Source organism: Candidatus Ozemobacteraceae bacterium, from assembly GCA_035373905.1.
Lineage (GTDB): Bacteria > Muiribacteriota > Ozemobacteria > Ozemobacterales > Ozemobacteraceae > MWAR01.
Genome location: DAOSOK010000005.1, coordinates 135,271 through 149,094, shown reverse-complemented (window position 1 = coordinate 149,094; position 13,824 = coordinate 135,271). Strand labels below are relative to the sequence as shown.

General features: G+C 60.9%; 8 protein-coding genes. 7 read left to right on the top strand and 1 reads right to left on the bottom strand.

Annotation, left to right across the window (positions count from 1 at the left end):
* The first annotated feature begins 28 nt into the window (after nt 1–28).
* The 7 genes from PLU72_03825 (at nt 29) to PLU72_03795 (ending at nt 10,008) form a co-directional block, all read left to right on the top strand.
* Complete coding sequence (locus PLU72_03825; protein HOT27294.1) at nt 29–589, top strand: RNA polymerase sigma factor; 561 nt, start codon at nt 29–31, stop codon at nt 587–589.
* Nucleotides 590–1,059: 470 nt separating this feature from the next.
* Complete coding sequence (locus PLU72_03820) at nt 1,060–3,129, top strand: hypothetical protein (protein ID HOT27293.1); 2,070 nt, start codon at nt 1,060–1,062, stop codon at nt 3,127–3,129.
* Nucleotides 3,126–3,590, top strand: a complete 465-nt coding sequence (locus PLU72_03815; protein ID HOT27292.1) for a hypothetical protein — start codon at nt 3,126–3,128, stop codon at nt 3,588–3,590. Before PLU72_03820 ends, PLU72_03815 begins: the two co-directional genes overlap by 4 nt.
* Nucleotides 3,587–4,333: a prepilin-type N-terminal cleavage/methylation domain-containing protein gene (locus PLU72_03810; GenBank protein HOT27291.1), complete on the top strand. Its 747-nt coding sequence runs from the start codon at nt 3,587–3,589 to the stop codon at nt 4,331–4,333. The genes PLU72_03815 and PLU72_03810 overlap by 4 nt, the downstream gene beginning before the upstream one ends.
* Complete coding sequence (locus PLU72_03805) at nt 4,330–7,269, top strand: SpoIIE family protein phosphatase (protein HOT27290.1); 2,940 nt, start codon at nt 4,330–4,332, stop codon at nt 7,267–7,269. The genes PLU72_03810 and PLU72_03805 overlap by 4 nt, the downstream gene beginning before the upstream one ends.
* 206 nt (nt 7,270–7,475) lie before the next feature.
* Nucleotides 7,476–9,263 (top strand): aspartate--tRNA ligase, encoded by a 1,788-nt coding sequence (aspS, locus tag PLU72_03800; protein ID HOT27289.1) that lies wholly within the window; start codon nt 7,476–7,478, stop codon nt 9,261–9,263.
* Nucleotides 9,264–9,390: 127 nt separating this feature from the next.
* On the top strand, nt 9,391–10,008 hold the full coding sequence (locus PLU72_03795) for a hypothetical protein (GenBank protein HOT27288.1): 618 nt from the start codon (nt 9,391–9,393) through the stop codon (nt 10,006–10,008).
* A gap of 220 nt (nt 10,009–10,228) precedes the next feature.
* Here PLU72_03795 and PLU72_03790 read toward each other — a convergent pair whose 3' ends face one another.
* Nucleotides 10,229–13,822: an efflux RND transporter permease subunit gene (locus PLU72_03790; protein ID HOT27287.1), complete on the bottom strand. Its 3,594-nt coding sequence runs from the start codon at nt 13,820–13,822 to the stop codon at nt 10,229–10,231.
* Nucleotides 13,823–13,824 lie beyond the last annotated feature (2 nt).

Genomic DNA, 13,824 nt, shown 5'->3' with positions numbered 1-13,824 from the left:
TTTCCCATGAGACGCCCGGTTGACCGACATGCCTGATGGAACTTCACACTCGCCCGATCTCGAGCTGATCGCGCAGGTTCTTGCCGGGCACCGGGAGTCGTTCGACCCCCTCGTCGTCCGGCATTTACATTCGGTTCAAGCCTATCTTCGCGGATTCGGACATCCCCCCGATCGCCTTGACGACCTGCTTCAGGAGACCTTCCTCCGGGCTTTTCGATATCTGGCTTCCTACCAGACGTCCCGCCCATTCCTCGGATGGCTGTTGGGAATCGCACGGAATTTGTCCCGTGACCTCAACAAACCCACCTATATCCTGACGGAAATGCAAATTCTCTCCGAGCGTGCTTCGACCGGGCCTGCCGTGGAAGATACCGCGCTGGCGGGTGTCGAGGTCGAGGCGCTCCTGGCGCCTCTTACGGAGGCCGATCGCCTTCTCATCGAGCTTCGCATTTTTCAAGGGTTGTCCTACCGCGAGATCGGCGAATTGGTCGATCAAACGGAACCCCACGTTCGCGTTCGCTTTCATCGAATTCTGGCCCGCCTGAGAGCCATCGTCCGTGAACGCCGGAGGCTTGCCTCGCATGACTGAACCGAATCTCTGTGAAATCTTCGCAGAAGCCCTTGTCAGCAACAAGGGTATCGACGGCTCATTGGCTGATCATGCCGCCGCCTGCCCTGCATGTCGCGACCTGCAGGAGGCTGTGTCCTGCCTTCGGAGTTCCGGCAGCGCGTTTCCCCAACCGCCGGCCCCATCCCTGACTTCACGCATCTCGAAAGCAATCGCCGCCGAGCCTCTTCCCGCAGGAGACCCGGCACCATTCTTCGGCATGCCAGGGAAGCTCATCCTTGGAATTGTCACGATCGCCGTCGGAACCGCGATCCTGGCGATCGCGTTGGGAAGGCAGCCATCTACGACATTCCCCGGGAAGGATGCGCCGCTGGCCTCCTCTCTCCCAATCGCCTCTTCCCCCCCATCGGGAGCATCGTCCGTGTCGGAACTTGATTTTCCGGGGAATAGCGCCTCGGCAACCTCAGCACCGACAACAAGCGAGGATCACGATGAGCTTCGATAGATTCGCCTGGGCCAGGCGAGGGATTGCATTGCATCTCGTCCTTTTCCTGGTTCTCATCATCTCCGGGCTGACTCTGGCGTTTTTTCAGTTGACGACCCAGGCTCAACGCACCGCCTTCCGGCTCGAACAGGGAGAGGTTCTTCGACAGATCGTCGAAGCGGCGGACGAAGAGGCCTTTGCTTCTCTTGACGCCGCCTTCGAAAATCAGGCTGCCGCAGAGACCCGGTGGGTGATCGGGCAGGGCAAGAACCCCGGGAAGCTGGCGATACCCGTTCCCCTGACCACCGAGGTCGCACGCGGCATGGTTCGGGCCCGACAGGAACTGAATCTGACCGTCGAGGCCCGGGTCGTCGATTTCATCAACCAGGATTACGAGAACATCGCCTATTCCAAGGACCCGAATGAAGGCGTTGGAAGAATCGAATTGACGACCCAGTGCCGGCTTTCCGACGCTGGGGGCGAGACGATCTGCCGACTGGTTCGTCGCCGCGACTACAAGGTCGCCGTCGTCGTCACCCCACGTGACGCGAACGGAGCGAGGTCTGCATTCGCCCAAGGCGCTGCTCTCGATTACGCGCTTTTGGTGAGGCAGGGGCTGCAGGAGTTTCGTGAGACTGGCGGCTTGATGCTGAACCAGAATCGCGTTCGAATCACGGTAGATCCTGTCGCCGGCCCGGCCGGAAAGCGCGGCAAAATCCGATTCGGCGGGGCTGACGGCCCAGGTGACGCCTACGTGTTCCTCAACCTTGACGAATCGACAAAGAGCCTGTTGCCTTCCTGCGGTTCGACGATCGATGTGACCAACGCCGACTGTCGTGTGCTGTTCGATCTCGACACCTGGATGGCCAACGAACTCGACTACAAGATCAAGGAAGCAAAAAAGCAACTGGGATCGAATTACAGCAGCGCGGTCGATGACTATCTCGCAGAAGAATTGAAGAAAAAATTCGACCGGGTCAAGGGAAAGTTCGAAGCCGGCGTTGCTCTCGTTCCAGGCGAGGGGCCGACCGACATCGCCACGAAGATCCGTTCCTACCTCTGGAACGAGGAATGGCGTCTGCAGGGTGGGCACACCCGCGATCTTCCCGATCGTTACGATCGGCCGGCACCGGGATTTCTGCTGCTCGGCCCCGACCCTGCCCAGGTCAACTCCGCCCTTGCAGGAGAAATTCTGGAAGGCGGGATCCGCCAGCGATTCCTGTATCATTCGGCCCTGTATCTGGACATTTCATCGCTCGATAAGGAGAAGGCGAAAGACATTCTCACCAAGCCATGGATGGGCCTGAATCCCCCGCCTCAGGGGCTCACGGCTCCGGCAGATATCCGGTTTTACGGTGAACTGCCGAAAGTCGATGCCGCCAAGGGCGCCGGGCATCTGCTGTTCTCCAGGTTCGACACCTCGTTTCCCTATGGGTCGATCGGAGCGGCCATCAACAACCCGCCCACTGATGCAGCGTTCCCGATCATGCCGATCCTCAATCGCCGTCAGGCGGTCATTTCCCCCGACCGGACCGGCCCCGATGGTTTCCGGCCATACGGGGGATTCGGCCTGTGGGCACGGCGTTTTGACAAGGCTGCATTTCTGCGCTCAGGGATGTACGACCCCACAGCGGGAAAACTCCATATCGACGGAATCGTCCAGATTCTCGGAGGGCGCGACTCCCTCATCGATCTTGGGTCGCCGGAGCGCCCCCTGATCGTGACGGGCCAGGGAGTTCTCGTCGCTCCGGGTTTCCAGATCCGCGGCGAAATTCGGCGTTCCGATCCCTCGCGGGATCTCCTGGTTCTCCTGACCAGAAAGGGAGATATCGTCATCGACACGGACAAACCGGTTGAAGCATCGTTGATTGCTGCCGGGGACGATCTTCGACGATCGGTCATCGCACGCCGACCGTTGAATATCATCGGAGCGGTCGTGGTGGATCGGCTCAACACACATTTCTGGTGCGCGGGGGAACATCACCTGAAGTATGACGCGGCATTGCAACCCGCCCAACCGATCTATCGCCCGGCCATCGGGCGCTGGGTCGTTTTTGAAAGGCTGGATGAGGGATGAGGAGACGCGGGTTCAACCTGGTCGAAGTGATCATCGCCATGATCTTCTTCGCGCTCGTGCTGGTGGGATTCCTCAGCGTGGCTTCGACCGCCAATCGCCAGTCGATGGATACGTATTATGAGTTCGCCGCCATGCAGGCGGCCCTCGAGCCGCTCGAGATCTTCCGGGCCGCCGGGTTCGACCTGGTGGCGAATTATGCCGCACATCCGCTGGCCGAATTTCCACCGGGGTGGAACGATCTTCGTGACGAACCGAATTCAGCGATCCGCCACCCTCTCGAATGGCAGATGTTCCGGCGCGAGATTACGGTCGATCCTCCGCAAAGTCTTCCAGGCGGAAATGGGCGACGAGCGGTTCGGATACGCATCCGAGTCGAGCCGAAGCAGGCCAGCCGGGCTGCCGCATGGCTGAGTCGCGGAGGCGTGGCAGTCGAAGGCCTGATCGTGGAGCTGCCGAAATGATGAGAACCTTTCGATCCCCAAAAGGATTCACCCTCATCGAGTTGCTGGTCGCGGTGATCTGCCTAGCTCTCCTTCTGCTTTCCGCCTTCCAGATATTCCTTACCGGAACCCGGACGTCGCTGGTCGGCATGCTTCAGGTCGAGACCACGATGGAAGCTCGACGGGTTCTCCGTCAGATCCACGCCGATCTCAAGGCCGCCTGCATGCCGTTCGATGACGGACCGATCGAATGGAATCTCAAGGATCTGCTTTTCTCGTCGCCGGATTCATCGGGCATCACATACCGGTTCCATGCCTTTCCCCGACACGCTCCCCTCGATAAGACGATTACAATAGAACCCTCAGGCCTTCGTCCGCATCTGGCCAATTTCATCACGTACCGATTGCGGCAGAAGAAGCCGGGAGACCCCCGGAAAGAGCTGATTCGGGAAGAGCGACCGCATCCGGCCACCGGACAAGCCCCGCGGACGACCGTCCTTTCCGACCGGGTCAATCATTTCGAGATTCAGATCGTCGATTTTCAGGGAATCGCTCCGAGATCGGCCTTTTTCGTAACCCTTCAACTCGTCGACACCATCGATACCGGGGCTCTCAATCGTCTCGACCCGACGAGCCTCAGCAAGCCACGCGGCGTCGTCCTGGCCGATTACTCCGAAATGGTCGCCCCCACGTTCATATCCTCGATGCTGGCACAGGAAGGGGTCAACCGCACCTGGTATTCGGAACTCAGAGGACCGCCTTGATCGACCCAGGAACATCCGATGTTGCCCCGGGGATGGTGAAGCGTTTCGGGCCGACCCTCCGCTGGCTTGGCCACGTTCTCGTGTTCTTCGCCATTCCTCTGCTGATCGTGGCGGCAGGAATCGGCCGAACATGGGACCGTGAGGAGCGGATGGCTCTCGAGCGTGCTTTCACACGCATCGACCAACAGATTCTGCTGATGCGAAAGCGCGGTGACACCCGGGTTTATCTCGGCGAACAGTTCCAAGCCCTTCGCAGGGTCTTGAAGAACGCACCCCCTGAGGAGTTTTCCAAGACAGCCAGCAAGGCGATGCACGCCCTTTCCGCCCGTTTTCCCGGTCTGCTTCGCCTGGTGATCGTCGATCGGAACGGACGTCGGATCGCCCCCGAGCTCACCCCGTCGGTCGGCCCCGCCATCGCAGCGCGCCTGTTCGAGGTTTTCGGCGAAGGGAACCGACGGGCTGCGGCGAAGAAGCACAAGGCCGTTCTGAAGGGGTATCTGGGGCCGGCCGTCAATCTCGAGGAACGGCTGGACGACCACCAGGCAAAGCTCATTGACGCCGATCCGACGGGAAAATGGCGTTGGCTTGTCCATTGCGGTGGTGACTGGGGAATTTTTTGCGCTCACATCCGTCACACCGCGGCTTGGAACCAACTCGCATATCGCGATCAGACCCGACAGCTCCGAATCTTTCGCCCACATCGCGTCATCGATCTCGGAATTGCCGATCTTCGAGGCCAAGATATCATTCCTTCCGACGTTTCGGCCGGTCTCCGCGTCTTCCGGCGGAACATGCAGGCCCACCATGTCCTGCCGGCGTCCCTGGTAGCCCTGCATCAGCTCGACGCGGGAATCTTCCTGTGGGGAACCATGGCCCGAAGCGAGCTTCCCGACTTCCAGTCGAAACGGGTATGGCTTTCTCTTTTTCTGGCCGGGGTCTTCGGACTTCTGGCTACGATTTCGGCCCGCTTCATGCTCGGGAATACGGAATTCGTCCTTCCCATCCGGTCACGCCTTCTCCTGCTCTTCGCCTTTGCCGGCGGGGTCCCCATGACCCTGATCGGCTTCGTGGAATGGGATGCTCTCGCGGAACTCGAGCGAAGGCGCACCCAGGAAGCTTCCGTTGCTATGGAACGCCAGTTGCACGCACTCGACGGCCAGTATGCCGACCTGCGAAGGGATATCGAGCGTCAACTCGAGGCCCTGCTGAGCCCACGCAATCGCGGGCGACTCGATCGCCAGGAATCCTGGCGAAAATTGATGGAGGGCGTGGTTCGTCAGATCAACCCCTTTGAACTGATCGTGTATGACAAGCTCGGCCAGCCCCAAATCAAATACCAAACCTATGGGAATCCCCAATGGCAGGAAAAGGAAATCAAGGATGAACGCGGGGCCAAGGTTCTCGGATCACTGATCCGGAGAATGATTTCCTTGCTCGATCAAACAGATCCGGGACTCGAAGACGAGTTGGTGCTTTCCCTCGCCGAGAGCGTTGCCGGCGAGGAAATGCCGATCGGCGACCTAGCGTCCGCTCTCGGAAAGGTGTTCGAGTTTTCGATCTTCAGGGAACAACGGTGGCTCTTCCTTTATCCCCTGACGGAGGATACACCTCGAAATAGAACATCTTCATCTGACGCGACCGTGGCCGAGTGGCGTGGTGCGGGCGGCAAGATCGATCGCGTGTTCGCCGCCGCATGGAAGCGAGATCTCCTTGAACGATTCTTTCTCGTACGTTCCATCCCCTCCTTCGAACGACGGTTTCCCGGAATCCGCGTCATGGGCTGGTCACCGAACCAGCCCTCCAACCCGATTCCTCAGAAGAGCCCTCTTTATAAACCTCTTCGTCCATTCCTCGCGCGGCTCGAAATTCTCGGAGGCTCGCAATTCGGCGAGCTTCAAAACCGGAACGGAAATCGCCTCCTCGTGGCCGGCATCAAACCCCGCCTGCTTTCCGACCATCTCCTGGTCGCGGTCCGCGACGATCGGTTCATCCATGCCGAGCGACAACAGCTGATTCGTAACCTGGTCGCGTTCTCCGCGACCCTGTTCGCGATCATCCTGTTCCTCGGCTTCATTCTGTCGAAACGACTTCTCCAGCCGATCGGCGAACTGACTGGCGGTATCGAGGCGATCGCTCGCCGCGATTTCAGCCACCGCCTGCCTGAGGCCGATCCGGACGAACTCGGGAGGCTATCCCAGGCATTCAACCAGATGATGGAGGGACTCTCAGATCTGGCGGTCGGTCGCATCGTCCAGGAACACCTGTTCCCAAAGGAGCAGCTGACGATCGGACCCTACCGGGTCTTCGGACGCAGCCATCCCGCATCGGAGCTAGGGGGCGACTATTTCGAGATCAAACAGCTCTCCGATGATCGGGCGCTCATCATCATTGGCGACGTCAGCGGACACGGCGTGGGCGCTGCGATGGTGATGGCGATGGCAAAGATCATGGTCGAGCACTGTCTTCCGGATTTTCAGCTTGCGCGATTCACCACCACCTTCAATGATTCCCTCTTCCGGGTGATGAAGCGCAAACGTATGATGAGCAGCCTCCTGGCAATTCTGGACACGCGGCGCCATGTTCTCGAATTGATCAATGCGGGACACAATTTCCCGTATGTGATCCGAAACCATGCGAAGCTGCTCGAACATATCGGGAACAGTTATCCGCTCGGGAGCCGGGCAAAGTTGTCTCCAACGGTTGTCGAGATCCCGATCAACCCCGGGGATACCCTCCTGTTCTACACCGATGGCCTGATTGAAACCGATACGGGGTCCGACCAGCTGGGATACGAGAAGGTCGCGACGGCCCTCCCGGGTCTGGTCGTGGAAGACCTGGAGCAATCCTGTACGGCGATTTACGCCTGGAACCGCCGCCAGGCGGTCCGGCCGCAACAGGACGACGACATCACCCTGCTTTTGATAAAGCGTGAATAGACTGTTTTCGAATACCCGCGTTCGTCTCCCCCTTCGAGTCGGGCTTGTATTCCGAAAGGCTTGAACGGCGGCAACGGGTCGCGATTTCCGGCGTCGGTTGACGTGCCTCTCGAAGCCGGGCCTCTTGCATTCGACGGCGGCGTGCGGTACACTTCGGCCGCGTCAATTCTGCTTTCAATGCTGACCAACACGAGGTAGAGGCCATCATGCATACGTATCGTTCACACACCTGCGGCGAACTCCGGGACACGCACATCGGACAGCAGGTTCGGCTGTCGGGCTGGATCCAGCGCAAGCGCGACCTCGGCGGCATGCTGTTCGCCGACCTGCGCGACAATTACGGCCTCACCCAGATCGTGGCACAGCCGGGCACGCCGGTGCATGCCCAGCTCGACGCGACACGGGTTGAGTCGGTCATCACGATCGACGGCACGGTCCGCACGCGCGGCGAGGGGAACATCAACACCCGCATGCCGACAGGCGCGGTCGAGGTCGAAATCTCGACCCTCACGGTGCAGGGACCGGCCGAGGTGCTTCCGTTCCCGATCGTCGACGACACGACGGCCCCCGAGGCGACGCGCCTTTCCTACCGGTTCCTCGACCTACGCCGCAACAAGTTGCACCAGAATATCCTGCTGCGCTCGAGGGTCATTTCAAGTATCCGGCGCCGCATGACAGAGCTCGGCTTCAACGAGTTCCAGACGCCGATCCTCACCAGCAGCTCTCCGGAAGGCGCCCGCGACTACCTCGTGCCCAGCCGATTATATCCTGGAAAATTTTATGCCCTGCCCCAGGCGCCGCAGCAGTTCAAGCAACTGCTGATGGTCAGCGGCTTCGACCGCTACTTCCAGATTGCGCCCTGCTTCCGCGACGAGGACGCGCGCGCCGACCGGTCGCCGGGCGAGTTCTATCAACTCGACGTCGAGATGTCGTTCGTCACGCAGGACGACGTGTTCGACGCCGTCGGCAAGGTCATCCACGGTGTGTTCACCGAGTTCTCCGACTGGCAGTCGACGCCCCTGCCTTTCCCGCGCATCCCGTATGCCGAGGCCATGCGCACGTACGGCAGCGACAAGCCCGACCTGCGGTTCGGGCTGAAGATCCAGGATGTGTCCGACATCTTCGCGACGTCGGGCTTCAAGGCGTTTGAGTCGGTCGTGGCCGGGAACGGCGCCGTGCGCGCAATCTGCGTGCCGGGTATTGCCGACAAGTCGCGCAAGTTCTTCGACGATCTCGAGGCGCTCGCGAAGGAGGCCGGGGCCAAGGGCCTCGCCACGCTGCATTACACGGCCGGCGGCGAGATCAAGGGCACGCTGTCCAAACCGCTCACGGACGGCGTCAAGCAGGCGCTGCGCGAGCGCATGGCCGTGGAAGCCGGCTCGTCGCTGCTGTTCGTGGCCGACCAGCCGACCGCCGCGTCCATCGTGCTCGGCAAGATTCGCGTGAAGCTCGCCGACCTGCTCGACCTGCGCCGCAAGAACTGCTACGAGTTCTGCTGGATCACCGACTTCCCGATGTTCGAGCGCGATCCCGAGACGAACGAGATCGTCTTCAGCCATAACCCCTTCTCGATGCCCCAGGGCGGCCTCGAAGCGCTTCTGACCAAGGACCCGCTGACGATCAACGCGTATCAATACGATATCGTATGTAACGGCGTCGAGCTGTCGAGCGGCGCGATCCGCAACCACCGGCCCGACATCATGTACAAGGCGTTCGAGATCGCCGGCTACTCGAAGGAGCAGGTCGACGCCAAATTCGGCGGCATGATCCGCGCCTTCACTTACGGCGCCCCGCCGCACGGCGGCATCGCCCCCGGCATCGATCGCATCGTCATGCTGCTCGCCAACGAACCGAACATCCGCGAGGTCATCTCTTTCCCGATGAACCAGAACGCGATGGACCTGCTGATGGGCGCCCCCTGCGAGGCCACCGAGAAGCAGCTCCGCGAGCTCCACCTCACGATCAACTACCCGGAAAAAACCGACAAGGCCTGACGTCAGCCGGGCAGCAACGCACGTTGAGGTTCTATAGGGGCGGGTTTCAAACCCGCCCCTACGCGCACTGGGCTGAAGAGCGTGATATACTGGGTTGCGTTTTCCAAACTGATAGAGGAGGATTGAGATGAGAAACCGCTGGATGAACTGTTTCCAGGTCGCCGTGATCGGCGCCATGTTGCTGCTTCCGCAAACGGAGGCGCTCGCCAAGCAGCATCACGAGAACAAGAAGGCGAAGGAGCGAAAAGATGCTCCGCACCCGAAGAACGTCGCCTACGAATACGACCATTTCCTGAACCAGAACGTGTATTACAACCGCACGACCCGCACGTATTTCTGGATCGATTCGGGGAAATGGCACCACGGCCCCAGTCTTCCGGCTCATTACACGGTGGGTGGCGCAACAGAACGGATCAGGATCGGCGGCGAAACCCCGTATGAGTATCACCGGATCAATTACGAGCGCCTTCCCTACACCTACGGCAAAAAGAATTTCGGAAAACGCCGCGGACCGCCTGCTCACGCCCCGGCCTGGGGATACAGAAGAAAATTCGGTTACATCTACTATCCGAACTGCGATGTCTACTACGATCCCTACGAGAAGCAGTATGCCTGGGTCGAAACCGGCAAAATGAAGATCGGCTACGAACTCCCCGACTGGATCAAGGTCGATCCGTACAACGGCATCGACATCGAACTCGAGAAAGCCGTCAGCCTGGAGAATTTCAAGCGGATCTTCCGCTGACGACCACCGCCCTGCGAAAAGGCCGGAAACGGCCTTTCGCAGGGCAGGGCGTTTCTTCGCGCCTCATCCGGGAATATAATTCTATTTTCTATATATCTCTGCGCGGCACAAGCCGGTTTTCACGGACCCGTTCGTGCTGGAGCCTGTCGAAGCACGAACTTCTCGCCCTCTTCGACAGGCTCAGGGCGCCCGGGGAACATCATCCAGCAGAATTCGATAATCATTCCTGCCGGTTCTCTTTTCCCGGCTCCGGCCACTCGACGAGGCCGAGATCCCTGACAAACACGGCATACAGGGTCGGAACCAGCAGAAGCGTGACCAGCGTTGCGACAGCGAGGCCGCCGATCTGGGCGTAACAGAGGGGTTCCCAGAGGGGGCCGCCGTGCCTGGCGAGCGGCAGCAGGGCGATGAGGGTCGCCGCGACCGTGATCATGACGGGTCTCAGCCGCATGATGCCAGCGTCGAGCAGGGCGTCCTCCAGGCCGGCGCCGCGTTCGCGTTCCTCCTCGATAAAGTCGAACAGCACGATGATGTGGCTGACGATGACCCCGATCAGGCTGGCGACCCCAAGAAACGCCATGAATCCGAACGGTGCGCCCTGCCAGAGCAGTATCAGGACGGCGCCCAGCATTCCGAACGGGATCGCCCCGAACACGATGAGCGGCTTCAGCGCGTGGGAAAACTGGAACACGAGCGCCAGGTAGATCATGCAGACTGAGACGCCGAGCACGACCGCCAGTTCCCGGAACCCCTTATCCTGCTTTTCCTGTTCGCCGGCGATTTCAAGGCGATATCCCAAGGGAAGGGATTCGGCGAACGAAGCCAGCCCGGGCCGGAGCCACGCGATCACCTGCGAGGGCAGATAGCCTTCCGCCGGGAAGCACGAGACGGTCACGCACCGGAACTGGTTGCGCCGCTGAATCTTCTCGGGCTTCAGCCGGTATTGGAGATTGGCGACCTGGCCGAGCGGCTGCCGCTGGTTCGTCAGGAGCGAGAACACATACAGGTTTTCGAGATCCGAGAGGTGGGCCCTCTGCTCAAGGGCGGAGCGGGCTATGACCGGGATTTCCCTGTCGCCTTCCCGGTATTTCGTCAGGGGAAAGCCGTTCACCGCGATCGCCGCCGCCGATGTCACGTCGAGATGCGTGATGCCGGAGAGGTTGGCCCGGTCGCCGAGCGTTTCGAGCGAGAGCGTCAGATTGGGCGTTCCCCAGTTGTCTCGGACGCGCTCCGAGAACGGGCATGCGGAGAGCAGTTTTTTGAGGCCCGCCGCTCGTTCGCGCAGCTCCGTGAGATCCTGCCCGAAGATACGCAGGGAAACGGGCACTCCGACGGGTTCGCCGGTTTCCAGCTGCCGGACATCGAAGCGGGCGCCCGGAACCTGCTCCGACAGGGCTTCCTGCAGACGCGGCACCAGGAACCGGGTGACGTGCTTGTCGGTGACTTCGACGAGAATCTGGGCGTAGTTGAGCTGCTGCAGTTCGGGCGAGACGGAGAACCAGAACCTGGGTCCGCCTCCGCCGACGAACGTCGTCAGATTCGCCAACACCCGCCCCGTGGCTCCGCTCATGCCGGGATGTTCCGCTCCCCACTTTTCCGCCGTGTCACGGATGACCTTCTCCGCCTTCGCGGCGATCTCGTTCGTCGCGGAAAGCGGCGCGTCATCCGGAAGCCAGACGTCGACGTAACTCAGATACGAGAGGTCCTTCGCGAAGAACTGCCGCGGAAGGCTCGAAAAGGCGATCGCACCGGGCACCAGGAGGCTGAGCGCAAGCAGCAGGACTTTCTTCCGGTGGGCGACGGCCGTCTCCATGAGCCGCCCGTATGCCGCATACAGCGGGGATTTCCGCAACTCGGCGATCGACGGCTCGGGCACGGGGCGCAGCAGCGAGCGACTGACCAGCGGAACGAACGTCAGCGATACAATATTAGCAGCTATAAGTGAGCAGGTGATGACGACGGGCAGGCTGTACAGGAACCGACCGACGTTGCCGGACAGCATCAAAAACGGCAGATACGCCACGATGTTCGTGAGGGTGGCGAAGAACAGCGCCTTGTTGAGCCGCGAGGGACCGAGCCAGCAGGCCTGGGAAGACGGAACGCCGTTTCCCAGCAGCCGCTTGATCGAATCGCCCGCCACGACAGGGACGTCGACAAGCAGGCCCAGCGCGATGATCAGCGAGGCGATCGACACCTGCTGGAGATCGATGCGCAGCAGGTGCATCATGCCGAAGGTCATCGCCAGCGTGAGGGGGATGGATGCGGCCAGCAGCAGCGCGGTCCGCCAGTCCCAGAACCCGATCCAGGAGATCAGGACCACCAGGATGACGGCTTCGATCAGACTCTTGAGGAACAGATGGATGTTTTCGCTGACCTGGACCGGCTGATCCGAGGTCCGCTCGAGAATCAGCTCGGCCGGAAGTTGCTGGCGGAGGGATTCGAGCACCCTGTCTATCTCGGCGCCGAACCGGCCGATCTTTTCGCCGGGACGCATCTGCACGGCGATCGTGACGGCGGGGAACCGCTTCCATGTGCCCCGCGCATCGGGCTTCGAGAGATAGTTCAGGAATCTGGGCGGGTCCTGGTAGCCGCGGAACTGCTCGAACAGATCGCGCAGATAGAGCGGCGTTCCGGAGTTCCCGACCGACAGGAGCACATTGCCGAGCTCCTCCGGGGTCTGGAAGGCGCCCGATCCCTCGATCATGATGTTGCGGTCGGCGATACTCAGCATGCCCCCCGGCTGAAGGCGGTTCCTGGCCTCGAGCAACGCAGGGAGATCGGCGAGTTTGAGCCCGTGGGCGGCAAGCCGTTCCTGCTTGAAGACCAGGTAGATCGCCTCCTGGAGCAGACCGACCCGGTTGACCTTCGAGACCTGCGGCAGCGTCTTGAGGTTTTTTTCGATCAGCTCGGTCATGGTATCGAGCTGTCTATATGAAAACTTCGGCCCTGCCACCGCGGCCATGGCTTCACGCGTCGCGGCGGGGTCACGCACGAGGAACGGCTCCCAGGCTTCGAGCGAGAGTTCCGGCCACCGCATGTTGTCCTCGAGAAACGCCTTGATCAGCTCATTGAGCCGTTCGTCGGGCAGCGGGCTGGAAAAATCGGCCCCCACCATGCCGGCGATCTCGAACGTACGAATATCCGTCGCCCGGGCTTTCTCCTGCAGAAATTGAGCGAACAGCTGAACCGGCCGGGCCAGGAAATCCCGCACGGGAAAATGCGGCAGGCACAGCACGGCGGAAACCCTCTCGGTCGAGGAGGTGCCAGCCCGCAGGCTCAGGATTTCATCCTGGAGAAACCGGGCGCGGACCTCGATCTCTTTTTCGTCGACGAGGGGGCTCGCGACGGTCAGCATCAGCGCCGACGTGTCGCCGAAATCCCTGATGAAATTGATCGGCCCTGCCCCGGCCGGAAGGGGAACGGCGTTCAGCTTGAGCGCGATGTCGTCGAACTCCCTGCCCGTCTCGGCAAGCCTTTTGTCGAGGGTCACGAACACGATCGACACGTTCGTGCGCGACGTCGATTCGATGGTTTCGACCCACGCGTTCTCGGCGACCTTCGTCTCGATCCGCCTGGTCACCAGTTGTTCGATCTTCTCTGCCGACGCCCCGGGCCAGGCCGTGATGGCGACCGCGAGATGGACCGGGATTTCCGGATCCTTGCGCTGGGGCATGCCGAAATATCCGTAGACCCCCCAGAGCAGGACCGAGATCAGCAGAACCCAGGCGACCTGCCTGGACCGGACAAAAAACCGGGGAAGGACCGTCTGGAGCGACGTTTCCTCCTGAGGAGTGGCGGAGAGATGCGATGACATGG